The organism is Bdellovibrio sp. HM001 (genome assembly GCF_055397275.1).
On record NZ_AP029174.1, the window covers coordinates 51182 to 74479 of the forward strand.

Genomic DNA, 23298 nt, shown 5'->3' on the forward strand with positions numbered 1-23298 from the left:
GAACGTTATGGATTTAACTTTTGCCACCCTGTCCGAGATTGCCGAGGCTGTGAAGAGCAAACAGATCAGCGCCAAAGAAGTCACAACGCACTTTCAAAATCGCATCGATTCGCTGAATGGAAAACTCAACGCCTTCACCTCGCTGAATGAAAATGCATTGAAAGAAGCCGAACTTCTTGATGCGCGCATCGCCAAAGGTGAAGATGCGGGCGTTCTTGCGGGAGTTCCTTTTGGTATCAAAGAAATGTTTTGCACCAAAGGACTTAAAACGACAGCGGGTTCTAAGATGCTGGAAAACTTTGTGCCGCCATATGATGCCACGGCGGTGGCTCGGTTAAAAACTGCTGGTGCCGTTGTTCTGGGAAAATTGAATCAGGATGAGTTTGCCATGGGGTCCTCCAATGAAACGTCTTTTCATGGAGCTGTCAGAAATCCATGGGATCTGGAAAGAGTTCCAGGAGGATCATCGGGTGGTTCTGCGGCGGCACAGGCGGCGCGCTTAGTGGCGGGCACACTAGGCACTGACACCGGCGGATCGATTCGCCAACCCGCCAGCTTTTGCGGCATTGTGGGTGTGAAGCCCACTTATGGCCGTGTCAGTCGTTATGGCATCATCGCCTATGCGTCTTCATTGGACCAGGCCGGCCCCATGGTCAGCACGGTCAAAGATGCGGCCCTGACTCTTGAAGTGATTTCAGGTTTTGATGCGCAGGATGGCACCACTTCTCAGAAAGCCGTACCCGCCTGGAGTCACAACCTCAATGCCAATATGAAGGGCTTAAAGGTCGGGCTGGTCAAAGAATATTTATCCGCCCAGGGTCTGGACTCTGATGTGCAAAAAACTGTGGAAAACGCCGTCACTGAGCTTAAAAAACTCGGTGCTGAAATTGTTGAAGTGTCTTTGCCACTGGCCGAGTATGCGGTCCCAGTTTACTATCTTGTGGCAGCCAGCGAAGCGTCTTCGAATCTGTCCCGATACGACGGGGTCAAGTACGGATTCAGAGCCGAATTTAAAAATCTGTCGTCAGTTGATCTGGCAGAGTTTTACAGCCAAACACGCGGGCAGGGTTTCGGCGCCGAAGTAAAGCGTCGAATTATGCTGGGGACCTACTGCCTGTCCAGTGGTTACTATGATGCTTATTACACCAAGGCGGGTCAGGTTCGCCGTTTGTTACTGGAAGAATATCAGTCTGCCTTCAAACAATGTGATGTGATTCTAAGTCCGGTCACCACGGCGCCGGCATTTAAGCTGGGCGAGCGCATTTCGGACCCTTTGACGATGTATTTGAATGACATCTTTACCACCTCCACAAATTTGGCGGGACTTCCGGGGATGAGTGTTCCCTTTGGAATGTCCAAAGAGGGGCTGCCGATCGGTGTGCAACTGACGGCGGCGCATTTCGAGGAGCAGAAGATGCTGAATGTGGCTTATGCTTTAGAAGGCGCTTCGCCGGTGAAAGGTAAAAATCCCCATGTCGTATAGAGGTTATGAAGCCGTCATCGGCATAGAGATTCACGTTCAGCTCAGCACAAAAACAAAAATGTTCTGTGGTGACTCCACTTCTTTTGAGGCTGGGGATAATGAAAATACCTCTCCCGTCAGTGTGGGAATGCCGGGAACTTTGCCTGTCGTTAATTCCAAGGCGATTGAGTACTCCATAAAAACGGGTTTGGCTTTGGGCTGTGACATCAGAAGAAAATCTGTTTTTGCCCGCAAGAACTATTTCTACCCGGACTTACCCAAAGGGTATCAAATTTCTCAATATGATCTGCCGCTCTGTGAAAATGGTTCTGTGACATTCACGGTTGATGGGAAGGAAAAAACCGTTTCCATCACGCGTGCGCACATGGAAGAAGATGCGGGCAAATCCACACACTTTGGTGAATACACACTGATCAATTACAACCGCTCGGGCATTCCCTTGTTGGAGGTGGTTTCCGGGCCTGATATCAGATCACCGGCGGAAGCCGCCGAATACGCACGCACCATTCGTCAGATAGTTCGCTATCTGGATGTCTGCGACGGAAATCTTGAGGAAGGATCGTTGCGCTGTGACTGCAACGTTTCCGTACGCAAGATCGGCGATCCGCAGCTTGGGACTCGTGTCGAGATTAAGAATATCAACTCGTTCCGCTTCGTTGAAAAAGCCATCGAATATGAAATTGAAAGGCAGATTGATGAGGTTGAACGCGGGGAAAAGATCGTGCAGGAGACCCGCTTGTGGGACCCGGATAAGAACCGGACGTTCTCGATGCGCAGTAAAGAGGATGCTCAAGACTATCGATATTTTGCAGATCCGGATCTGCTGCCAATCATCGTGACAGACGGCATGATTGAAAAATTCCGTCAGGAGCTTCCCGAGTTGCCAATTGCAAGGGCCAAAAGATTTGAAACGGAACATGCCCTGCCGGCCTACGACGCCTCGGTTCTGACCATGGAAAAAGATGTGGCGGACTATTATGAAGAAACCGCCAGGGAAGCGAAGAACTTTAAAGCTTCGTCAAATTGGATTATGACGGAGCTGATGCGTGAGCTCAACAGCGCCGGGAAAAGCATCAAGGACTCCCCGATCAAGCCAGCCCAGTTGGGGCGCATGATTGCGTTGATTGATAAAGGAACTATCTCTGGAAAGATAGCCAAGACTGTCTTTCAGGAAATGTGGGATACCGGCAAAGACCCTGAAGTTGTGATTAAAGAAAAAGGTCTGGTGCAGATTTCTGATCCGGCGGCCATTGAAAAGATTGTCGATGAAGTTCTGGCAGCCAACCCTCAGGTGGTGGAGGACCACCGTTCGGGCAAAAAGAAGAATCTTTTTGGTTTCTTCGTGGGGGCCGTTATGAAGGCTTCCAAGGGGCAGGCAAATCCGGATATGGTTAATAAGATTCTGCAGGAAAAGTTAAAGTAGATAGGAAAAGGAATGAAGAAGGTTGCTGCTCTTGATCTGGGAACGAACACATTTTTGTGTCTGATTGCTGATGGTGATGAAAACGGTATTCGCAAAGTGCATCGGGATCTTGTTCAGGTGGTGCGTTTAGGTCAAGGTGTTGGTCAAACGGGCGAGTTTCATCCTGATGCCTTGGCAAGGGCGCGAAAGTGTCTGACGGAATTCAAGAAGGAAATTGACGCTGAAAGAGTTGATCAGGTTCTGGCGATGGCGACATCAGCCGCACGTGATGCGCGCAACGGTCAGGAGCTCTTCCGTATTGGTGAAGAGCTGGGCATTCCGATTGAGATCATCCCTGGCGAAGATGAAGCCCGTATCACCTATCAAGGGGCCACCGCAGGCGCCAAAAATCCTCAACTGACATCTTTGGTGGTGGACGTGGGGGGCGGCTCAACAGAACTGATTGTGGGCAAGGCCTCGGACATTCTTTTCGGGGAAAGCCTAGATATCGGTGGCGTGCGACTGACAGAGAAGTTTATCAGCGCTCAACCAGTGAAGGAAGACGATCGCCGTCGCCTGGAAGCATATATTCAGGAACAGCTGAAGACAGTTCTTCCCGAGCTGGAAAAGCACAACATTGATCAAATTATTGCTGTGGCCGGAACTCCGACATCTCTGGTGGCTATTGAGGTGGGCGGTTTTGACGAGGCCAAAGTGGATGGATACTTCTTAAAGAAAGATCGTCTGCATCACTGGGTGGAAGAGTTTGCCCGTACCACAGTCGAAGAAAAAAAGACCAAGTATCAACTCGGTGGACGAGCTGATATTATTTTTGCGGGGGCTTCCATCTTACTGGCTGTCGTCGAGGCCCTGGGCCTGGACGGGATGATGGTATCCACCAAAGGAGTTCGTTATGGCGTGGCGCTTGAAATGCTTAGGTCTCGTTAATTTTTTCGCGAAGGTCAGTCTGCTTGTTGTCCTTATAATGCCGTCAGCTTTTGCCAAGGATTTTTCCAAAAAGAAAATCTCTTTGGGTGGCAAGACCTTTGTCGTAGAAGTGGCGGAGACTCCGGATCAGCACGAACGCGGTTTGATGTTCAGGACCAAAATGGGGGAAGATGAAGGAATGCTCTTCATCTTTAAGAACACTGAGACACGTTTTTTCTGGATGAAGAACACCCTGATTGATTTGTCTATTGGCTACTTCGATGCAGAAATGAAACTGATAGATATCAAGGAGATGAAATCTGGCAAAGGTGTCCCGGACTCGGCTCTGCCTTCTTATGCCAGCGCACAACCAGCAAAGTACGCACTTGAAATGAACGCAGGTTGGTTCGATAAGAATAAGATAAAGCTGGGATCGAAACTGAAAATTCACTAGATCGAAAGTCCAGTGAATTTCTTAGTATTTGCAAGCCTTCGATCTTGTGCATTAGATTGTTAATAACGCTTAACTGAAACAGTATGTTTCGTGGCATCAATCAAGGATGAATACATGATGAAAAAACTCGTTGTCTTACTAGCGTGCCTCGGTCTGGCATTCCAAGTAACAAGCTGTACGTCTAAGGATAGCCAAGCAGACTCTGAAGTAGCTGCTGATTTTGACTCTGCTGACCTTGAGAAGCTGGAAGGTGACGAGGCTCTTGAGATCGCGGGCGATGATTCCCTGGCCAGTGATCAACTTCCTGAAGACGCTTTGGGTGAAACAACCACCACGACGGAAACCACGACCACAACAACTGAAACTACGGTTGCCGACAGTGAGGCGACAACGGAACAAACAGATGTTGCAACAACGACAGAAACTCTTCCGGCAGATCCTTTCGCGGAATCAACCACAACAACAGCCACAACTCCAGAACCTGTTGAAACTTCCACATCTGTAGCTCAGTCTGAAACATCCAGTTCAGTGTTTGAAAGCTCCTCAGTCAGTGATTCCTCCACAACAGTTGTTGATTCAGCCCCTTCGGAAGCTCCGAAAAAAGCCAACGTTCCTTTGCAGAAAGTGGCAACGACGCCATGGAAAGCCGGCGGCACTTGGTTTAATACAGTTTACTTTGCCCGTCCTGGCGACACGCTTAAGAGCATCAGCCAGATGATCTACGGTACGGATAAAAGAGCTGAGCTGAAAAAAGGAAACCCCACTTATCATTCACGCGATGTGCGCGCCGGAGACAAAGTTTACTACAACTCCCCACACCGTCCGGATGATTCGGCCCGTATGATCACTTACTATGAAGACAACGGACTGGCTCCTGAAACATATGTGGCAAAAGCTGGCGACAATATCAGAAAAATTTCCAAGACTCTTCTGGGTTATGATAATGCGTGGAAAGAAGTTTGGGCTTCCAACTCTGTTGATTCCAAAGGTGAGATCGCAGAAGGAACAGAACTTCGTTACTGGAGAGGTGGCGCAGTGGCCGCAGCTCCGGCCGCTCCAGCTCCTCAGCAGCATCAGGAAGTAGCGGCAGCGATGCCAGAGCAGGCTCCGCCTGCAATGCAGGAAGAGATTCCAGCTCCACCAATGCCTGAAGATCCAATGGCGCAGCAGGCGCAGATGGACATCCCGCCTCCACCTCCAATGGATCAGGCTGGCGAAATGGCGCCTCCGCCTCCGCCACCGGATATGGCTCAGGAAATGGCACCTCCACCACCACCACCGGTTGAAGCCATCAATCCTCCGGCTCCACAAGTGGCCGAAGAGGCCCCAACGGGAATGGATAATGACACAACAATGGCTTTGGCTGTTGTGGGTCTGGCAGCGGCAGGTTTGGCTGTGCTGATTGTGATGAGAAAGAAAAGAAAACAAAAAGAGCTTGAACAACAAGCTATGGACAACACTCACGTCGGAACTTAATCCGGGGTCGGTGGAAAATAAAAAAGAGCGAGTTCATACTCGCTCTTTTTGTTTTTGTATCTGTGACTTTGTGATCAGCCGACTTTTTTGAAGATAGTATCCATCACGGAACGACGGTCGTTGCGTGAGTTCTCCACGAAATAGATCAGGTCGTCCACAATCTGAACATCGCGGTTATTGACCGGCATAAACTTTACGCCGACCCCCACGGAGTTGGTCCAGATGACATGGGCCGCGATTTTTCTTTCACGACCGGCCACGACGATGACCAGGTTTAATTTTTCATTGGCGCGAACTTCTCCGCCCTCAAACTCCAAAAAGGCTCCAGTGATGCTGATATTCTTAAGCGTGCCTTTAGTTTCTTCGCGCGCGTAATTACGCTTGAAAGAGACCTCTAGGTTAAGAGGGGTTCTTGGTGCCGGAACTTTATAAGTGTCCTCCACGTTAGACTCCTTGTGCTTAAATCTTGGATACTATCCTTTCGGTATTACAAACCAAAAATTAATAGCCCAAGAACCCCATTTTTAAAAAATTAGGTTAATTTTTTGAAAACTGGACGTCTCAGGCTCATATTTAAACACCTGAAATAGCTTCATTTTTATAAAACTGAAAAATCGTCTAAGCTTAAGACATCATGAACATATTTCTGTTTTCTGAGGCCTTCGTTTCAGTTTGGAACAGGTTTTCCGGTTGACAAGCAGGGGGCGCCTCTAGGACAGTGTGTTCATAACGTAAGCACAAATCCAATCGGATCTGCTCCCATTTAATTATCGCTCTTTTTTCTGATTAAAATCCTACAAGGAGAATTTGTTTGTCTGAACCTAAAGATCAACAAGGCGTTGAGGTGGTAAAAAAACGTACTCGTACAACAAAGAGTGCGTCTGAAGACACCTCGATTCCGACTCCTGCAGAGGCATCTCCAGCCCCTGCAGTTGAAGCGGCACCAGCCGCCCCAGCCACTTCTGCCACCACACCACCTCCTGCAGCTGCTCAACAAGCTGCCGCTCCAGAAGCGCGCCAAGACAGACCCCAGCAAAACAATCAACGCCGTGAATTCCGCCCACACAATCGTGACAACCGTGATCGTAATGATCGTAATGATCGTAATGATCGTGGTGATCGCAACGACCGCAACGACCGTGGGGACAGGGGTGATCGCGGGGGTCATCGTCATGACCGTAACGCCAATCAACGCCGCGACTTCAGAGGCGATCGCAATCGCGACGAAGGCCAACCAATGGCTGACGACGCTCACTCCACACAACCGGCACAAACGCAGGATGTGGATTTGGCCGACATCTCTTTGACCGATGAGGAAAAGAGCTGGTTGTCCTCCAAGGACTTGAAATCAAAAAACATCACGCAGCTGACAGAGCTTGCAAATAAACTGAAAATCGAAAACGCTGCCGGTCTTCGCCGTCAGGATATGATCTTCGAAATTCTGAAACGTGCCGCGAAACTGGGTCAGGACATTTATGGTTCTGGCGTTCTGGAAATCCTTCCCGACGGTTACGGCTTCCTTCGTTCACCGGACTACAACTATCTTCCGGGTCCGGATGATATCTACGTTTCTCCATCCCAGATCCGTCGCTTCGGCCTAAGAACCGGTGACACGGTCACAGGAACTGTCCGCCCACCAAAAGATGGCGAACGTTACTTTGCACTATTGAAAGTGGACTCTTTGAACTTCGAGACCACTGAAAACGGCAAGGACAAAATCCTTTTCGACAACTTAACGCCGCTTTATCCAAACGAGCGCCTGAAGCTGGAACACAGCCCTGGCGAATACACAACGCGTGTTGTGGATCTGATGGCTCCGCTGGGTAAAGGTCAGCGTGCTTTGATCGTGGCGCCACCAAGAACAGGTAAAACTGTTTTGATGCAACAAATTGCCAATGCGATCACGCACAATCATCCGGAAGTAAAATTGATCGTTCTTCTGATCGATGAGCGTCCGGAAGAGGTGACTGACATGCAACGTACTGTAAAAGGTGAAGTTGTATCGTCCACGTTCGATGAGCCACCAACTCGTCACGTTCAGGTTGCAGAGATGGTTATTGAAAAAGCAAAACGTCTGGTTGAGCACAAACACGACGTGGTGATCCTGCTGGATTCCATCACTCGTCTGGCGCGTGCATACAACACCGTTGTTCCTCCATCCGGTAAAATCCTGTCTGGTGGTGTGGATTCCAACGCCCTTCATAAACCAAAACGTTTCTTCGGTGCGGCTCGTAACATCGAAGAAGGCGGATCTTTGACTATTATCGCGACAGCTTTGATCGATACGGGTTCCCGTATGGACGAGGTTATCTTCGAGGAGTTTAAAGGTACTGGTAACGCCGAGATCCACTTGGATCGCAAGCTGATGGAAAAACGTATCTTCCCTTGCATGGACATCAATAAGTCCGGCACTCGTAAGGAAGATTTGTTGGTTGATAAAGCTGATCTGAATCGTCTGTGGATCCTGAGAAAAGTATTGGCACCTATGAACGTTGTCGATGCGATGGAATTCCTGATCGACAAAGTGGAAGGCACAAAAACCAATACGGACTTCTTGAAAGCCATGTCCGGACCAGGCTAAGCATTGCTTAGCCCTGGAAATTAGAGATTGGAAAATTGAAGAAAAAAGGGAGTCGCAAGACTCCCTTTTTGTTTTTAAGGATTAGGTTGGGGTTCTGGTTCTGGCTCTGGTTCGGGTTGCGGTTCCGGTTGAGGCTGAGGTTCCGGAGTGGGTTCGGTCTTTTTTAAAGCGTCTGTTTCGCAGCCGCCATAGAGGCTGTCATCAATCACGCCTTCAAAAGGATAGACGAAATCAGACATGCCATCAGAGCCTTCTTTGGTGGTGTCTATCACAAGTCGGTGGCTGATGCCTTCGCTGGTGATTGTGATGATGCCACCTTTATCAAAAGTCACTTTGCCTGGGACCTCCAGGGTTCCCTGATCCGGGGACTCGACTTTGACTTTATTTGTATCAGAATTATAGGACACAGAAATAAAAGGTTCAGTGAAGGTGCAGTAGATGCTTTCTGCTGAAGCCACATGAGACAGGGTCAGGACGGCCGCGAACGGGACCAAAAACTTCATGGAATACCTCCTTGTAGGTCCATCAAGAGTAGGTGGCTTCGGAGGTGGAGCTCAACGATCCCCGGGGCTTTGAGGTAAAATACAAGGGCGACCCTCGTGGTTCCAAGGTCCTGATTTGCCCTGTCTCGAAAAACACGATAATCCTATTAAACTCGGGAAATAGGTTAATTAAGTGCTTGAAATATCTAAGTTTTATTAAAACTACCAGACCCCCTGTGGGCCTCTGAAGATGCCAATAAAATCAGCGATTTATGCTCGACACAGGGTGGTCAGTATGTTACATCCTTACAGCTTAAGACCCATAGGTTAAATTATTTAGAAGGAATCAGGTCATGAAACAAAACCTACACCCAAAAGTAAATACTGTTGTATTTAAAGATATCTCTTGCGACTTCAGTTTCTTGGGAACATCTACTCTTCACTCTAACGAAACTGTTAAATGGGAAGACGGTAAAGAATATCCACTAATCAAAGTTGAGATCTCTTCTGCATCTCACCCGTTCTTCACTGGTAAGCAACGTGTGATGGATACTGAAGGTCGTATCGATCGTTTCAAAAAACGTTACGGCAAGAAGTAAATTTCAGACCTCCGTTCGGGGGACGTTCTTGTATGAAATGCGGTTCAAAGTTCGAGCCGCATTTTCGTTTTCAGCCACAGTCATTTTCCATCTCAGCATGAGCAGGAGCTCTTCATGTTCTCGAAGTTAGACGCAGTTGAATCTCGTTACGAAGAAGTCAATATGGCTCTTCAAAGACCGGATATTGCCTCTAATCAGACGCAGTATCGGGCTTTGATGAAGGAACTGGGCAATCTGGAAAAGATTGTTCTGGTTTATCGCGACTATAAAAAGAAGACTGAAAATCTGAAAGCCAGCAAAGAACTTCTGACGGCAGAACAAGACTCAGAAATGCGCGAGCTGATCCGCGAGGAAGTGAAAGAGCTGGAAGCCGAGCTTCCAGAGCTTGAGCACCAGTTGAAGGTGGCATTGATCCCGAAAGATCCAAACGATGACAAGAATACGATTCTTGAGATTCGTGCGGGTGCCGGCGGGGACGAAGCAGCCCTTTTTGCTGATGAACTTTTCCGTGGCTATGTTCACTATGCCGCTTCCCAGGGCTGGAAGGTGGAAATGATTTCTTTCTCTGAAGGTAACGCCGGAGGAGCGAAAGAGATTATCGCCAGCATCACCGGGGATTCTGTTTTCAGTAAAATGAAGTATGAATCCGGTGTTCATCGCGTGCAGCGTGTTCCAAAGACCGAAGCTGCGGGCCGTATCCACACCTCCACTGTCACTGTAGCGGTGATTCCAGAGGTGGAAGTTTCTGAAATCAAGATCCCGATGTCTGATGTTCGCATTGAAACCATGCGTTCCCAAGGCTCCGGCGGTCAGTCGGTAAATAGAACGGAATCCGCAGTTCGCGTCGTGCACTTGCCGACCGGGATCGACGTAAAATGTCAGGAAGGAAAGTCACAATCCACCAACCGTGAGCGTGCTTTCCAGATCCTTTACGCAAAATTGCAGCAGATCGAAGACGAAAAAGCCCGCAAAGAAGCATCCGACGTTCGTTTGGAGCAAATCGGGACCGGGGATCGTTCAGAGCGCATTCGCACTTACAATTTCCCGCAGACTCGCATCACGGATCATCGTATTGGTTTGACGATCCACCAGTTGGATCAGGTGATGAGCGGTTCATTTGAGTTGCTGATTGATCCACTCATTGCTAACTTCCAGGCAGAGGCACTTAAAAAACAAGTCTCTGCTTAATGAATGAAACTAAAAGAAATACTCGATAAAACCACAGCTTTCTTCAAAGATAAAAAAATCGATACTCCACGTTTGGATGCGGAACTGCTTTTGGCCCACGGGCTGAAGCTGGAACGCATTCAATTGTATCTGCGATTTGATCAGCCCATGAAAGAAGAAGAGCTGGCCGTCTTGCGTGAATTGGTTCGCCGTCGCGCGGCCGGAGAGCCCGTGGCTTATATTTTGGGCTATCGTGATTTTTTCGGCCACCGTTTTGAAGTGAACTCAAACGTCCTGATTCCGCGCCCGGAAACAGAGCATATTGTGGAAGATGTTCTGGCGTGGGCGCAAGATAAGGATCAACCCTGGGGTTTTGTCGATCTTGGCTGTGGCTCGGGTTGCATTGGGTTGAGTCTTTTAAAGGAATATCCGCTGGCAAAACTTGTCGCCGTGGATCTTTCTGCCGGAGCCGTGGAAACAGCGCAAAGAAACGCTGAAGCCCTGGGTGTGGCAGACCGGGTTCAGTTCCTGAACTGTGATGCCAGCAATGTGGATAGAATTATGTCGGCTTACAGGGACTTCACTGGCAAAGACCAGATTGACGTTTTGGTTTCCAACCCGCCTTACATTGCTCCCAATGACCCCCAAGTTGAAGAAAACGTAAAGAAATATGAACCCAATTCCGCGCTTTATGCGGAAGAAGATGGTTTGGCACTATTAAAGGCATGGTCGGCAGCTTTTGCCCCCTACCTGAAGAAACCCGGATTGATGCTGATGGAAATGGGAATGGGCCAGGGGGCGGCGATGAAGCAGTCCTTTGAAAGCTTAAAAATATTTAACGAAATCAGTGTCATCAAAGATCTTTCTGGGCATGATAGAGTCATCCGCGGAGAAACACATGGATAAAATGGTCGTTACGGGCAATGGCCCACTAAAAGGTACTGTCGCGACGAGTGGTGCGAAGAACGCTGCTCTTCCAATTCTATTTTCAACTCTTCTGGCAGAAGGCACACACGTTTTCACAAACATGCCGAAGCTAAAGGATATCGAATCCACTTCTGAGTTACTGAACAGCCTGGGTTGTGAGACAAAATGGGTGGGCGACGAATTTCACGTAACCGTGAACAAACCCTCTTCCTTTGAAGCATCTTATGATCTAGTTCGCAAAATGCGCGCAAGTTTCCTGTGTATGGGCCCCATGTTGGCCAAATACGGTGAGGCGGTTGTTTCCCAGCCGGGTGGATGTGCCATCGGAAGTCGTCCCATTGATTTGCACTTGGATGGTTTCAAAGCGTTGGGTGCCACTATCACGCAAAAAGAAGGTTACGTTCATGCAGGATCTCCGAAGCTTCAAGGTTCGACATTCCTGTTTGAAACAGTGACTGTCGGCGGAACCGAAAACGTGATGATGGCGGCGACTTTGGCAAAGGGCGTGACCATTCTTGAAAATGCTGCGAAAGAGCCAGAGATCGTGGATCTTGCTGAGTACCTGAACAAAATGGGCGCAAAGATCACAGGCCATGGAACCAGCGTGATTCGCATCGAAGGTGTTGAGCAACTAAAGCCCGCAAAACACGCCATCATGCCTGATCGTATTGAAGCAGGAACCCTGTTGATTGCAGGCGCGATCACGAAAGGTCAAGTGACTGTGACCAAGTGTGTGCCGGCTCATTTGGAAGCTTTGATTTTGAAAATGCGTGAAGCAGGTTTCAAAATCGAAACAACGGCTGATTCCATGACAGTATTCCCATGTGAAAAATGGGAAGCTGTGGATGTGACGACAGCTCCTCACCCGCTGTTCCCGACAGATCTTCAGGCGCAGTTCATGGCTTTGATGACTGTGGCTCACGGAACCAGTGTGATCACTGAAACGGTCTTTGAAAATCGCTTCATGCACGTGACGGAGCTTTCTCGGTTGGGTGCAGATATCACTCCGAAAACCCGCGTAGCTGTTGTGCGTGGCAGACCGGGTCAATTGACGGGAGCACCGGTGATGGCCACCGACTTGCGTGCCAGTGCCTCGTTGGTTCTTGCGGGCCTTGTGGCTTCGGGAGAGACTGTTGTCAGCCGCATCTATCACCTGGATCGCGGATACGAAAAGCTGGAAGACAAGCTGTCTTCTCTGGGTGCGAAGATCAAAAGAATTGAATAATAAAAAAGCCCTGAGAAATCAGGGCTTTTGTTTTTTCAGCGACAGTAACTCTAAGCTCCTTGAATCAATCAAGGAGATCCGAAGTTTTCTAGTGGTATTTTAAAAAAGAAAAAGGCCTACAAGGAGGGGGATCCGTAGGCCTTTTTAAGAGAAAAAAGAACAGTCTCAGCCCGCGGAGGGGATGGGGCTGAGACTTAATGACATGAAACTACAAAGTAGCTTCGCTGATACCAAACACAAAGAAGACGACCGTTTTGTTCCCAAAACCGAAACCAGGGAGGGGGTCCACAGTTTCAAGTTCGAAGTTGGGAGCAAGTTGATGCTCAAGTTCAATACCGCTCATCATAACTTTAGAACCAATATAAGGTGTTAGGTCGAACTGTGACTTCAATACGAAGAAAGTCTGCTGATCAGCCATTGCCAAAACAAGGGTGCCGTCAGCCAAAGCCACAACTTCGCCAGTGTGAGTTTTGAAGTTATAATTTTGAAGGTCGGAAACACCGGCCTCTTCACCTAATGCATTGTTTGGAAGTACACCCGCGCGAGCCACTGCGGAAATCGCGAGAACTACCAAGATGTAAACTGCTATCAATGCGTTTCGGATCACTATTAAACTCCCCAAATCACGATCTAACGATGTCTTATACAGCAAAGGCTGTGCCAATATGAGACAGTCGCCAAAGTGCCTTAAATTCGATTTGAGATCCGATTAAAGAGGTCGCCAATCTCAATTCGGAACCAGGGGTAATTCCATTATGGGTTTTAGGTTCTATTCTGGAACCAGTTCCTTGACTAAAGCACAGACCTTTAGACGGTCCTTTCGGGGACATAGTTCTTTGTTAAAAACCACAATATAATCAAGTGTCTATGTCACGCATACAGGTAACTTGGGTTGTTAAAACTAGGAAGGGTCAGGTCAAGGGACCTTACTCGACGGAAGCCATTCTTCGCATGATTGGTGAGGGTGTGTTTTCCGGTCAGGAGATGATCTCGCGCTTGCCTGATGGTCAGTGGACGTTAATTTCCAAGGAACCAGCCTTCTATGACAAACTTCTGGAGGCTTTGGAAGGCATCGTTGATGTCGATCCCAAAAAAGCCCAGAAGATGGAAGCGGAAACGGTCATCATTCAGGCTCCGAAGCCTGCAAAACCGAAAACAGAAACCAGCACAGAACACAGTATCAATCCCTCACCGAATCCAAAGCCGCTTTTGCAGCAAATTGATGTGTTGGACACCCCGGCTTACGTTCCTCCGGCAGCAAAGATTGCCTCTGTGCCCTCCGGTGGGGACAAAGAATCCGTTATTGAGCTTTCCAATGTGAAGAACATGGAAAAAGGAGAGCTGCAAAAATCTCTCAAGATCCCCGCTCTGATTCTGGCTGTGGTTATTGTGCTGGGCGTGTGGTTGTTGTGGGATACGGGGCCGGCGGATGGTTCGAAGATTCACCTGTTAGCTCCTGGAAAAGCAGGTTCGGCTTTGTCGGATCAGGCTGTGAAAGAAAAATTGAACGAAGCCCTTTTTGCAATGGAGCAGGACACGTTTGAATCTTACGTATCGGCTCAGAATAAACTGGTGAGCATTATCGAAGGTGCGCCGATGAACATCGAGGTGCGTGCTTTGTTGTGCGTGGTGTATTATGAGCTGTGGCCTTTTGCGGTTCAGGACGCACAGGATGTCCGTACGATAGCGTCGGTGACTCAGGCCACGCGGGCCTTGAATGTGATCAGTCCGTTCGGACAAGTCTGTGAAGCTGTGAAGCTGATGACGGCGGGACGTTACAAGGAAGCCAAAGGAGCCATTGAAGCCACTTTGGAAAGTTCAGAACCTTTCTCGCTGTTGCCTGTTTTGTACAGCTTTAAAGCTGAGCTTCTGGCGGGTGAAAAAGACTATATGAATGCCGTCCCCTATTTTGAAAAGGCCACTCAGCTTTGGGAAAAATGGCTGGATCCCCAGGTGGCACTGGCGGAAGTCCTTTACCAGCAAGGTGACTTTACATCATCGGCGACCATCCTTCGCAATGTGCTGGCAAAAAACCCCAAACACAAGGAAGCCAAAGTGGCTGCTGGTTTGGTGGAGTATAAAGGCTTTAAAAAATCCGATACGGCCTACGCTCTTCTGAACGCGGCATTGGAATCGAAAGGTCGCATTCCGTCGTTGATCGAAGCCGAAGGTTATGGTGCCTTGGCAGAAATCTTCGTTCTGCGCGGAGAGAAAAAGAAAGCCCTGGATATTGCCCAGAAGGCCTTTGCGTTAAATCCCAATAACGGCGAACTTCGCCAATTGGTGATTCGTCTGGGTGGTAGTGACAAGATCAAAGGTGAAAAAGGCCGAAACAATGAACTGCTGTATTTGGGGGATCAGTACGTGCGCCAAGGGGACTTCCTGGCGGCGCAGGCTGAATTCAAAGCGGCATTTGAAGCGGACCCGAAAAACGGAACCGCCGCAATGAAGGCAGCCAAAGCCCTGTGGCAACTGAATCAAAGTTTTGAGGCCATCGAGTGGCTGAACAAATCCATCAAGGCGGAACCAAAGTTGGTATCAGCCTATGTCTTGCAGGCCGATTACATGTCCCAACGTTTTGACTTTGTCGGGGCTTTGCAGATTCTGACCAATGCCATGCGGATTGCGCCGAACAACTATGAAGTTCTGAGGGGATTAGCGCAGCTGGAGTTCCGTAAAAACAATATGGTGGGGACCATCAACTATGCCCTGCGTGCAGCGAAAGCCTATGATGGGGATATTGAGACTTTCATTCTTTTATCCAAAGCCAACGGATTGCTGGCACGGTCGATAGTTCCTATTAATAAAAAAGAAATTGAGCGCAAGGAAAACGCCGCCAAAGATGCCATTCGTTATGCGACCAAGGCAGTGGAAATTGATGCCACCAACCCTGAAGCACAAATCACCTATGCCAAGATGCTGGCGCAGACCAATGGGGTGGATTCGGGAATCACCTATCTGAACGAGCTGATCAAACGATTCTCCTACACTATGGACTACCGAATCGCTCTAGCAGAAGTTTACAAGTCAGAAGACCGTTACAGCCAGGCGAAAGAGATTTATGAGCGCGCCACCGAAGCCGATCCTCGCAGCAAAAAAGCGTGGCTGGGGTTGGGTGAAAGTGAAAAGGCCCTGGGCTTAAATGACCGGGCTTTGAAGGCCTTCTTAAGTGCGGCGGTTTTGGACCCTACCGATGGGGAAGCTTTGTTCCAGGCCGGGAAATTGTATCTGGAAACCAGTCGTTTCGAGGAAGCCATCCAGCAATTCAAACGTGTTCAAAGGTTGAATCCAAACTATCCGCGAACGCACTACTATATTGGTAAGGCGGCTTTTTCATCGGGGGATTTTGCCACGGCCTTGGAGGCGGCGAAGGCTGAAAAGAAATTAAATCCCAATGTGGCAGATTCTTACATTCTGGCGGCCGAAGTATTTACAGCACGTCGTCAGTATGCGGAGTGTGCGGCCGAGTATTCCACGGCCATGAAGCTTCGTCCTCAAGGGGCGGACATCTATGTCAAGTCAGCCCAGTGTTATCGTCAGTCCGGCTCCCTGGATGTGGCAGAGGACATGCTTGCCCTGGCCTCCGCCCGGGAAAGTGGTTATGCCGAAATCTATCGTGAACAGGGTGCCATCTATGAGATGAAGGGCGATACTCGCTCTGCGGCGCAAGCTTATAATAAATATTTGGGACTCTCGCCAAACGCATTAGATCGTGCTGAAATAGAAGCGAAAATGATGAGACTTGGCAACTAAGGACGGACAACGGAGGAATCTAAGCCATGGGAATCGGCGACAAAATGCGGGGGCTGGCAAGCAGCGCTCAAGAGGGTGTTAAGTCATCCACAATCTCACTGTTTCATATTTTACTGCGCTTGGTGACCGGGCTTGTTCTGGGTTTGACCTTGGCGCTGATCGGACAAGAGCTGATGGGCTATGGCACATTCGCCTTGTTGTTCGTAATGGTTGTGGTTGTTGCTGCGCTGATGAAGATTCTGGCGAACTGGAGCATCGGTCAGATTTTAATTTTTGACCTGATCTGCGTCCTTGTCGTGATGTTGCTAAGAATGTATATACTTGTTGCCCCTTAATGGCCGGCTGGTGAAAAGTGCCCGATCGACTGCGTTGTCGGGCATTGTCCTCGCTCCGACGTGCATAGAGCACGCCTCCGCTGCGGGAAAGCCCTCCGCCTTGCGCTCAAACACTTTTGACCAACCTTTAAAGTGGTAGAGCGATTTGATTGTTGAGATCTGTTTTTGGAAAAGGAAATTGAGATGATTGATATTAAACTTCTGGAAAAGAAAGCTGAGAACGGGACCTCTTACTATGATGAGTACAAGCAAGGGCTTGTAAATCGTGGGGCTTCCACAGAAGTGCTTGAGCAGATCATGGAGCTCAATAAAAAGCGCAAAGAGCTTATCACTCTCGCCGAGACGGCCAAGGCCAATCAAAACAAACTCAGTGGCGAGATTGGCAAAATCAAACGCGAAGGCGGCGACGCTTCTGCAATTTTGGCAGAAGTGGACGTGTTGAAAACTCAGGTGAAAGACCTTGAAGCCAAGGCTGCAGAAGCCGATCAACAGGTGACAAACCTGGCATTGGTGATTCCGAACAAGCCGCATTCTTCTGTTCCGGTGGGTTCTTCTGAAAAAGACAATAAAGAGATCAAAGTTGTTGGCACTCCGACCAAGTTTGCTTTCAAAGCCAAAGAACACTGGGAACTGGGTGAAGCGCTGAACATCATTGATTTCGAGCGTGCGGGTAAAACCACGGGCACTCGTTTTGCCTTCCTGAAGGGGGCGGCGGCGCAAATGGAGCGCGCGTTGATCCAGTTCATGATGGACAAACACTCCATGAAACATGGTTACACCGAAATGATTCCTCCGTTCATGGTGAACAGCAACAGCTTGTTGGGCACTGGGAACTTCCCAAAATTCAAAGAGGACGTTTTCCATCTGGAAGGTTCTGACCTGTATCTGATTCCAACGGCGGAAGTACCGGTGACGAACTACTACAATAACGAAATCCTCGATGAAAAAGATCTGCCTCAAAGCTTCTGTGCTTATTCTCCGTGCTTCCGTTCTGAAGCGGGGTCTGCAGGTCGCGACACCAAAGGTCTGATTCGTCAGCACCAGTTCGACAAGGTTGAGTTGATGGTATTTGCTCATCCGGACAAATCCCACGAAGTTCATGAGGCTTTGACATCCCATGCAGAGCAGATCTTAATTGATTTGGAGCTGCCGTTCCGCCGTGTGCTTCTGTGCACCGGGGACATGGGCTTTGGATCCGCGAAAACTTATGATCTGGAAGTTTGGTTGCCGGGCCAGAATGCGTATCGTGAGATCAGCTCTTGCTCTAACTTCGAGGACTTCCAGGCTCGTCGTGCGAACATCCGCTTCCGCAGTGCCGGTGGCAAACCTCAGTTCGTTCACACGCTGAACGGCTCTGCCCTGGCCGTGGGAAGAACTTTGGTGGCGATCCTAGAAAACTACCAGCGCGAAGACGGTTCCGTGGGCATTCCAAAGGCCTTGCAGCCTTATATGGGCGGCCGTACCGAAATCAGAAAGTAGGTCTTTCCTTCCAAGTAGCATGAGGCCCCGACCTTGTGCTGCGTCATGGAAACAACTGCTTGAATACTCTCGTCAAAACCCATAAAACGGTCGACGGAGAGTTGGTAGAGCGGTTGAATACACCAGTCTTGAAAACTGGCAGCCCTTCGCGGGGCTCGAGGGTTCGAATCCCTCACTCTCCGCCATCATAAACCGCCCACAAGGCGGTTTTTGTGTTTCTGGAGCATTCCTCTTTTCCTTCCGGGGGTCCCTATGATGGAACTTGTCGATATCATCCTTCATCTTGATAAACATATTGCCGAATGGATCGTGTTTTTCGGACCGTGGCTGTATGTGATTTTGTTCCTGATCATCTTTGCTGAAACGGGCCTTGTCGTGACGCCGTTCCTTCCGGGGGATTCCCTGCTGTTTGCACTGGGTGCCTTCACTGTTGTGGAAGGTGGTTTGAATCTGTGGGTGATTCTGATCAGCCTGACCATTGCCGGCATCTTGGGGGATACGGTCAACTATCATATCGGAAAGTATCTGGGGCCGAAGGTCTTTGAATCCAATTCGCGCTTCTTTAAAAAAGAATATCTGGATCAAACTCACGCGTTCTATGAGCGTTGGGGAGCTTTCACGATTGTGGCGGCCCGTTTTGCTCCGATTGTTCGTACTTTTGCACCGTTCGTGGCGGGTATCGGTGAAATGCAGTATCGCAAGTTCGTTATTTATAACGTTGCGGGTGCTTTTGCGTGGGTTTGGAGCTTTGTTCTGGCAGGTCACTTCTTCGGGAATCTTCCGGTGGTGAAGCAGAACTTCCACATTGTGATCTTCGGCGTGATTGGGGTGTCTTTGATCCCGATGGTTTGGCCGTGGATTTCCAGTAAGCTTAAAAAGAAAAAAGCCTAAGCACTCAGCTTCGTCAGAAGCTCTTTCAGATGCGGATTGGTTTCATAGAAAATGGGATCTGAGCTCTTATAGTGCTCGCCCAATGATTTAACCACAAAGCGACCACTGGCTTGGAAGAGTGGATTCTTGGAATCCAGATACTCTTTCAGCTTTTCGGTCAGTTCTTTATCTAGATCTCTTTTACCACTGACTAACAGGGCATCCGCCGAAACACGATTGTTTTTGGAATAAACAAAACGGCGCAGGAAGGCGATATCTTTTGCTAGATCCCCTAACACGATAATCGCATTGGCCTGCACGCGGGGATCTTTGTGTTCAAGGCAGACACCCAGTTGTTCAAGCAGATTTTCTTTCACCAGGTAAGCAGGAACAAAGTTCGAAGCTAAAGAAATCACGGCCGAAAGAACCTTGTCGTTGGCTTTTTGTTCTTGGTTGAGTTTCAAAATGTCAGAAAGGAACCGCGTAAAGCCATCAGCCTGCGCCTCTGTGCTCATTTTTAGTTTAAATGTCTTTAGAATATTGAAGGCTGTGAAGAAGGTGCTGTCCTTCCCTGCCCCAAGTTCTTGGGTCAGGAACTTATAAGCATAACAAAGATCTTCATCGCTGCGGAAGTAGGTCAGCAAGGTGATATCGGCAGCAAGAGCCTTCTCGATGCTGGTGAACTCTTTGGCGCGATACAAAGTCGACGGCTTCGAAAAACCCTTGAGCAGAGTTTCTTTGGTGTCAGAAATCGTACAAAGTTCCTTCAGAGACTCGGAGGCCTCTGCATAGAAGGTGGCAGAGCTGGAAGCTTTGTCGTCCACCTGACTGAGAAGTCGTGCAGATTCGATCAAAGGCAATCCACTGAGGGCAAAGCCTGAGTCTTGATTTACGAAGCGAATTTTGCCCAAGACAAAACTGCCTTTGACCTTAAAGCAGTGATCGGCGCCCGCAGGCAAAGAGTCCTCAATATCTTGAGCGGTTTTAAAGACACTGCGCAGGCAGGCCAGGGCCATGGCCTGGGAGTTCTGGGGGCCTTCTTTGATGTGAAAGACGATTTCATCGCCGACGTACTGATAGATCAAACCGTTATAGCGTTCAATCAGTTCGCGCGCCTGAATGAAGTAAGCATTCATGATGTCAGTGACGTATTCGTCTTTCTTTTCCAAAAAAATCTGCGTATAGCCGTTCAGATCTACGCGGATCATCGTGCTTTGGAATGCATAAGGGGCCTTCTGGCCGGACTTCATTTCGTGCAAGATCGCAGGTGTCAGGGAGTCGGAATAGTATCGGTTTTCATGCTCGAGATACTGTTTTGTGCTTTCATAGCTTTGTGTGGCCTTAAGAAGTGTCTGGCCTTCTTTGGAGAGGGACTTTACTGAAGCAAGCTTCGAGCGATCGCGTGTAGAAAGGATTTTGGTTAGACTTAAAATATCTTTGAGGAAGATATAGACAATAAGGCCAGCCAGAAGGGTCACGATAAGAATATCCTGAATAATTTGACCTTTCATGTTTAGAGCTGTTTGCAACATGATGTTCTTCTTGTCTTGTAGGACGCCCACGGTAAAGCGATAGTCCATCAACTTGACAGTCCGGAAAGCCAGTTGATCATTTTGTAAGACCTGATTGAAAACCTGATAGTCCGCATTGATCCCAGCAAGATTGTTGAAGTTGTTGTACCATTCCAAGACTTCGCGATCTTTTTGTAAAATATAGAAATCCAGCATGTGAATCTTCCGGGCTGCTTCCAGGCGGTCCTTAAGAAGACTGCGGTTCTCGGAAAGCACTGCTGGGATAAAGCTTTCCTGAACAAATTGCATCTGCTGTTGTCGTTTTAGAATTTCATTTTCAGTGGCGCTTTTTACGTCAAAAAAGAACTGAGTGGAGCTGGCAATGACATATCCCAGCCAGAACACTGCGACGATTGAAATGACGACAGATCTGCGACCATTATTTTTGGCGAACAAATTTATCTCCTTGGTCAAGGAAGATGACTTCGCCTTTGGGCGCACCTACGGTATTACCGTAGAGGTCAAGAACTGTGATTTTTTGAGTTTCCAGTTGTTTTCTAAAGTCCGGCTTTTGCAACTTCTCTTTTGTCGCCTGATAGCTGCTGTTTGAAATGTACGTGACAACCTCTTCCCGGGTAACAGTGGAAGAGGCTTGCTGCGAGGGTGCTAAGCCGTTTGGATTCCTATTTGCAGATCGTGTCTTTGCCGCAATGGAAGGCTTTACGGCCGCGGGAGATCTCGAGGGAGAGCCTCCCAACCCTCCGCCCATAGCCGGTGCTGTGGAGTTAAAGCTGGCCCCAGTGTCGCCTGAAGATCTGGCTCCTGATGCAGAGGCACCTCTTGCCACCTCACTTTGCTCAAACGGTGTGTTGCTTTGCCCTGCTGCTGCCTGGCCAGGTCGATTGGCACTAACTGCGCGAGAGGATGAAGGCGCCGGAGGGGAGCCGGGGGCCTGGTTGCCGTCAAGGGTGATCTGTTCGACAATTCTTTCGTTGGAACTCACTTTGTCTCGAGACAGAGCGGCGAACGGATTGGACTTTGCTTTATTGCTATCGGAGCTTTTTGCAGTGCCCGAGCTTTTGGCGGAAACCTCCGAATTTGTGATGTTGGATTCTGCAGAGGCCATTTTGTCGGTGGCTCCCGCTCGTGTGTTCATCGCACCAACTAAGTTATTTGCCATGCGCAGAACGCCGCTACTTTCTGAAGCTGATTGAACCAACGCTTGCTGAGACCCAGCTTCTGTTGCTGGAGACGGACTTGTAATCGATTTCGACAATGTTGGTGAATCTGGGATTCCAGACTGAGCCAAGGTCATTTCCTTGGGAATGTTTGCAGAAGCCTGAGAGGCCGCAATCTGATTCCCATTAGCGGCTGGAGTGGAACTCGAAGACGGACTATTTGCCGCTGGCGGAGAAGATGGCTTCGCTACCTCGAGACCGGATTTCCCACCTGAATCAGAAGCTGGAGCTCTGGTTTCTAATGCAGCTTTAGTGTCGGCTGACGCTTTACCGCTTTGATCTTTGGTAGCCTGGCTTGCAGCATCGTCTGTATTTCCCCTGACGGACTTCAGGCCCATATCGAACTTATTTTCTGAAATCTGCTTACATACAGAGACAACAGCTTCCACCTGCTCTTCGGACTCCAGGCCCGAGCGATGCAGAAGTTCGTGTTCTATATCTTCAACGTTGGGTACAGAGTTTTTCTCTTTGTAAGCCTGTGCATCAAGATGAATCTTTCGCTTCTCCGATGTGGTCAAAGGACTCTTTTGCCCCTTTGCTGGCTCGCAAGTAATTAATGGTGAATGGTCTTCTGCTTGATGAGCAAGTTGCATGGCCTGAAGCTGAAAGCGGGCTGCGATTAGATCAGCAGGAATGCCAGATTTGAATTTTTTGTCGTATATCTCGGCGAAATTGGGTTTGTTCAGACAACTACCAATACTGTCTTCTGAATCATTTACCAAGGAGTTCTTTACTGCGAAATATAGTTTCTTTTGCAGTTGCGCTAGACGTACTCTAGGCAAGACCTGCTCACAATCTTTGGCTATTAGTTTATCTGCAACAACTGTCTGCAGTGCATGATCTTCGATGCTTTTGCCGAACGATATTATTTTCTTTCTTATTGCATCTATTTGGCATTTTGCCTGGTCTTCGTTGAGGTTCATCAGGATCGGAGCACGCTGAGAAGTCTTTTGTAATATAAACTTAGAGTCGCCCCATCTGTAGTTCGCTAGACTGACAAGCTTGTCTCCTACATGTTTGACATCAAAGTTGTAAGGACGACCGGCTTTGAACTTTATATTTATCTCAAATGAACCTTTACGTAGGTACCAGTAGTCGATCTGACCATCTAGATCACTATCAATGCGTATGTCTTCATAATCCTTGTAAGATACAACAAAGCGGCCAATACGGTCACTTTCTGGATTATAGATAATTTTTTGCGGATCCAATAGTGAGCGTTGTGGTGCTTGTGCCCACAGGTTTGGAAAGAGATAAAGCAGGGTGATTAGTATCTTCACGTAAGACTATTCGGTAAAAACCTAATAATGGTTTATAGTTAAGCAAACAGCTGGGCTTCGGCCCAGTTTTCGCGGGGGCTCTTCCTAAGTGTGTCTGGCTGGAACAACA

General features: G+C 48.7%; 19 protein-coding genes and 1 tRNA gene. 15 read left to right on the top strand and 5 right to left on the bottom strand.

Annotated elements, in window-relative coordinates:
* Nucleotides 1-7 precede the first annotated feature (7 nt).
* The 5 genes from gatA to ACZ5ZZ_RS00290 all read left to right on the top strand — a co-directional run bounded on the left by gatA (nt 8) and on the right by ACZ5ZZ_RS00290 (nt 5742).
* A complete protein-coding gene (gene gatA / locus ACZ5ZZ_RS00270) occupies nt 8-1483 on the top strand; it encodes an Asp-tRNA(Asn)/Glu-tRNA(Gln) amidotransferase subunit GatA (protein WP_464132648.1) in 1476 nt (491 codons plus the stop codon).
* Nucleotides 1473-2906 (top strand): Asp-tRNA(Asn)/Glu-tRNA(Gln) amidotransferase subunit GatB, encoded by a 1434-nt coding sequence (gatB, locus tag ACZ5ZZ_RS00275; protein ID WP_464132651.1) that lies wholly within the window; start codon nt 1473-1475, stop codon nt 2904-2906. The genes gatA and gatB overlap by 11 nt, the downstream gene beginning before the upstream one ends.
* Nucleotides 2907-2918: 12 nt before the next feature.
* Nucleotides 2919-3833, top strand: coding sequence for a Ppx/GppA phosphatase family protein (locus tag ACZ5ZZ_RS00280; protein WP_464132652.1), 915 nt, complete (start codon nt 2919-2921; stop codon nt 3831-3833).
* Complete coding sequence (locus ACZ5ZZ_RS00285; RefSeq protein ID WP_464132656.1) at nt 3799-4266, top strand: DUF192 domain-containing protein; 468 nt, start codon at nt 3799-3801, stop codon at nt 4264-4266. The genes ACZ5ZZ_RS00280 and ACZ5ZZ_RS00285 overlap by 35 nt, the downstream gene beginning before the upstream one ends.
* 114 nt (nt 4267-4380) lie before the next feature.
* Entirely contained in the window at nt 4381-5742 is a 1362-nt protein-coding gene (locus ACZ5ZZ_RS00290; protein WP_464132658.1) for an LPXTG cell wall anchor domain-containing protein, read from the top strand.
* Between the two features lie 74 nt (nt 5743-5816).
* Here the strand turns inward: ACZ5ZZ_RS00290 and ACZ5ZZ_RS00295 are convergent, their stop codons facing one another.
* The gene (locus ACZ5ZZ_RS00295) at nt 5817-6185 is read right to left on the bottom strand and encodes a PilZ domain-containing protein (RefSeq protein WP_464132661.1); all 369 of its coding nucleotides are present in this window, start codon (nt 6183-6185) and stop codon (nt 5817-5819) included.
* Nucleotides 6186-6553: 368 nt separating this feature from the next.
* Here ACZ5ZZ_RS00295 and rho point away from each other — a divergent pair, with 368 nt between their 5' ends.
* Nucleotides 6554-8323 (top strand): transcription termination factor Rho, encoded by a 1770-nt coding sequence (gene rho / locus ACZ5ZZ_RS00300; protein WP_464140735.1) that lies wholly within the window; start codon nt 6554-6556, stop codon nt 8321-8323.
* A gap of 74 nt (nt 8324-8397) precedes the next feature.
* Here rho and ACZ5ZZ_RS00305 read toward each other — a convergent pair whose 3' ends face one another.
* Nucleotides 8398-8826, bottom strand: a complete 429-nt coding sequence (locus ACZ5ZZ_RS00305; protein ID WP_464132665.1) for a hypothetical protein — start codon at nt 8824-8826, stop codon at nt 8398-8400.
* 332 nt (nt 8827-9158) lie between these two features.
* On the opposite strand from ACZ5ZZ_RS00305, the gene ACZ5ZZ_RS00310 reads away from it, so the two are divergent.
* From ACZ5ZZ_RS00310 to murA, 4 genes are all read left to right on the top strand, one after another.
* The gene (locus ACZ5ZZ_RS00310) at nt 9159-9404 is read left to right on the top strand and encodes a type B 50S ribosomal protein L31 (protein WP_063205867.1); all 246 of its coding nucleotides are present in this window, start codon (nt 9159-9161) and stop codon (nt 9402-9404) included.
* 114 nt (nt 9405-9518) lie between these two features.
* Complete coding sequence (gene prfA / locus ACZ5ZZ_RS00315) at nt 9519-10592, top strand: peptide chain release factor 1 (RefSeq protein WP_464132667.1); 1074 nt, start codon at nt 9519-9521, stop codon at nt 10590-10592.
* A 3-nt stretch (nt 10593-10595) separates the two neighbouring features.
* Entirely contained in the window at nt 10596-11477 is an 882-nt protein-coding gene (gene prmC, locus ACZ5ZZ_RS00320) for a peptide chain release factor N(5)-glutamine methyltransferase (RefSeq protein ID WP_464119229.1), read from the top strand.
* Nucleotides 11470-12723 (top strand): UDP-N-acetylglucosamine 1-carboxyvinyltransferase, encoded by a 1254-nt coding sequence (gene murA / locus ACZ5ZZ_RS00325; protein ID WP_464119230.1) that lies wholly within the window; start codon nt 11470-11472, stop codon nt 12721-12723. Before prmC ends, murA begins: the two co-directional genes overlap by 8 nt.
* 208 nt (nt 12724-12931) lie before the next feature.
* Here murA and ACZ5ZZ_RS00330 read toward each other — a convergent pair whose 3' ends face one another.
* Entirely contained in the window at nt 12932-13330 is a 399-nt protein-coding gene (locus tag ACZ5ZZ_RS00330) for a hypothetical protein (protein WP_464119232.1), read from the bottom strand.
* A 260-nt stretch (nt 13331-13590) separates the two neighbouring features.
* Between ACZ5ZZ_RS00330 and ACZ5ZZ_RS00335 the strand changes: the two genes are divergently transcribed.
* From ACZ5ZZ_RS00335 to ACZ5ZZ_RS00355, 5 genes are all read left to right on the top strand, one after another.
* On the top strand, nt 13591-16476 hold the full coding sequence (locus ACZ5ZZ_RS00335; RefSeq protein ID WP_464132671.1) for a tetratricopeptide repeat protein: 2886 nt from the start codon (nt 13591-13593) through the stop codon (nt 16474-16476).
* Between the two features lie 26 nt (nt 16477-16502).
* A complete protein-coding gene (locus ACZ5ZZ_RS00340) occupies nt 16503-16811 on the top strand; it encodes a hypothetical protein (RefSeq protein WP_347359458.1) in 309 nt (102 codons plus the stop codon).
* Nucleotides 16812-16994: 183 nt separating this feature from the next.
* Nucleotides 16995-18290, top strand: coding sequence for a serine--tRNA ligase (gene serS / locus ACZ5ZZ_RS00345; protein WP_464140738.1), 1296 nt, complete (start codon nt 16995-16997; stop codon nt 18288-18290).
* Nucleotides 18291-18385: 95 nt separating this feature from the next.
* Nucleotides 18386-18475: transfer RNA gene (locus ACZ5ZZ_RS00350), tRNA-Ser, on the top strand.
* Nucleotides 18476-18545: 70 nt separating this feature from the next.
* The gene (locus ACZ5ZZ_RS00355) at nt 18546-19181 is read left to right on the top strand and encodes a DedA family protein (RefSeq protein WP_464142395.1); all 636 of its coding nucleotides are present in this window, start codon (nt 18546-18548) and stop codon (nt 19179-19181) included.
* Here ACZ5ZZ_RS00355 and ACZ5ZZ_RS00360 read toward each other — a convergent pair.
* Together ACZ5ZZ_RS00360 and ACZ5ZZ_RS00365 are read right to left on the bottom strand one after the other, a co-directional pair.
* Nucleotides 19178-21127 carry an adenylate cyclase gene (locus ACZ5ZZ_RS00360; RefSeq protein ID WP_464132675.1) on the bottom strand — a complete coding sequence of 650 codons (1950 nt, stop codon included), beginning with the start codon at nt 21125-21127 and terminating at the stop codon, nt 19178-19180. The genes ACZ5ZZ_RS00355 and ACZ5ZZ_RS00360 overlap by 4 nt on opposite strands.
* On the bottom strand, nt 21111-23189 hold the full coding sequence (locus ACZ5ZZ_RS00365) for a DUF5585 domain-containing protein (protein WP_464140741.1): 2079 nt from the start codon (nt 23187-23189) through the stop codon (nt 21111-21113). The genes ACZ5ZZ_RS00360 and ACZ5ZZ_RS00365 overlap by 17 nt, the downstream gene beginning before the upstream one ends.
* Nucleotides 23190-23298: the final 109 nt, after the last annotated feature.

What these genes read in the sequence shown, in the direction of transcription:
- gatA (WP_464132648.1), top strand. Translation starts at nt 8, where the DNA reads ATGGATTTAACTTTTGCCACCCTGTCCGAGATTGCCGAGGCTGTGAAG.
- gatB (WP_464132651.1), top strand. Translation starts at nt 1,473, where the DNA reads ATGTCGTATAGAGGTTATGAAGCCGTCATCGGCATAGAGATTCACGTT.
- ACZ5ZZ_RS00280 (WP_464132652.1), top strand. Translation starts at nt 2,919, where the DNA reads ATGAAGAAGGTTGCTGCTCTTGATCTGGGAACGAACACATTTTTGTGT.
- ACZ5ZZ_RS00285 (WP_464132656.1), top strand. Translation starts at nt 3,799, where the DNA reads ATGGCGTGGCGCTTGAAATGCTTAGGTCTCGTTAATTTTTTCGCGAAG.
- ACZ5ZZ_RS00290 (WP_464132658.1), top strand. Translation starts at nt 4,381, where the DNA reads ATGATGAAAAAACTCGTTGTCTTACTAGCGTGCCTCGGTCTGGCATTC.
- ACZ5ZZ_RS00305 (WP_464132665.1), bottom strand. Translation starts at nt 8,826, where the DNA reads ATGAAGTTTTTGGTCCCGTTCGCGGCCGTCCTGACCCTGTCTCATGTG.
- ACZ5ZZ_RS00310 (WP_063205867.1), top strand. Translation starts at nt 9,159, where the DNA reads ATGAAACAAAACCTACACCCAAAAGTAAATACTGTTGTATTTAAAGAT.
- prfA (WP_464132667.1), top strand. Translation starts at nt 9,519, where the DNA reads ATGTTCTCGAAGTTAGACGCAGTTGAATCTCGTTACGAAGAAGTCAAT.
- prmC (WP_464119229.1), top strand. Translation starts at nt 10,596, where the DNA reads ATGAAACTAAAAGAAATACTCGATAAAACCACAGCTTTCTTCAAAGAT.
- murA (WP_464119230.1), top strand. Translation starts at nt 11,470, where the DNA reads ATGGATAAAATGGTCGTTACGGGCAATGGCCCACTAAAAGGTACTGTC.
- ACZ5ZZ_RS00335 (WP_464132671.1), top strand. Translation starts at nt 13,591, where the DNA reads ATGTCACGCATACAGGTAACTTGGGTTGTTAAAACTAGGAAGGGTCAG.
- ACZ5ZZ_RS00340 (WP_347359458.1), top strand. Translation starts at nt 16,503, where the DNA reads ATGGGAATCGGCGACAAAATGCGGGGGCTGGCAAGCAGCGCTCAAGAG.
- serS (WP_464140738.1), top strand. Translation starts at nt 16,995, where the DNA reads ATGATTGATATTAAACTTCTGGAAAAGAAAGCTGAGAACGGGACCTCT.
- ACZ5ZZ_RS00355 (WP_464142395.1), top strand. Translation starts at nt 18,546, where the DNA reads ATGGAACTTGTCGATATCATCCTTCATCTTGATAAACATATTGCCGAA.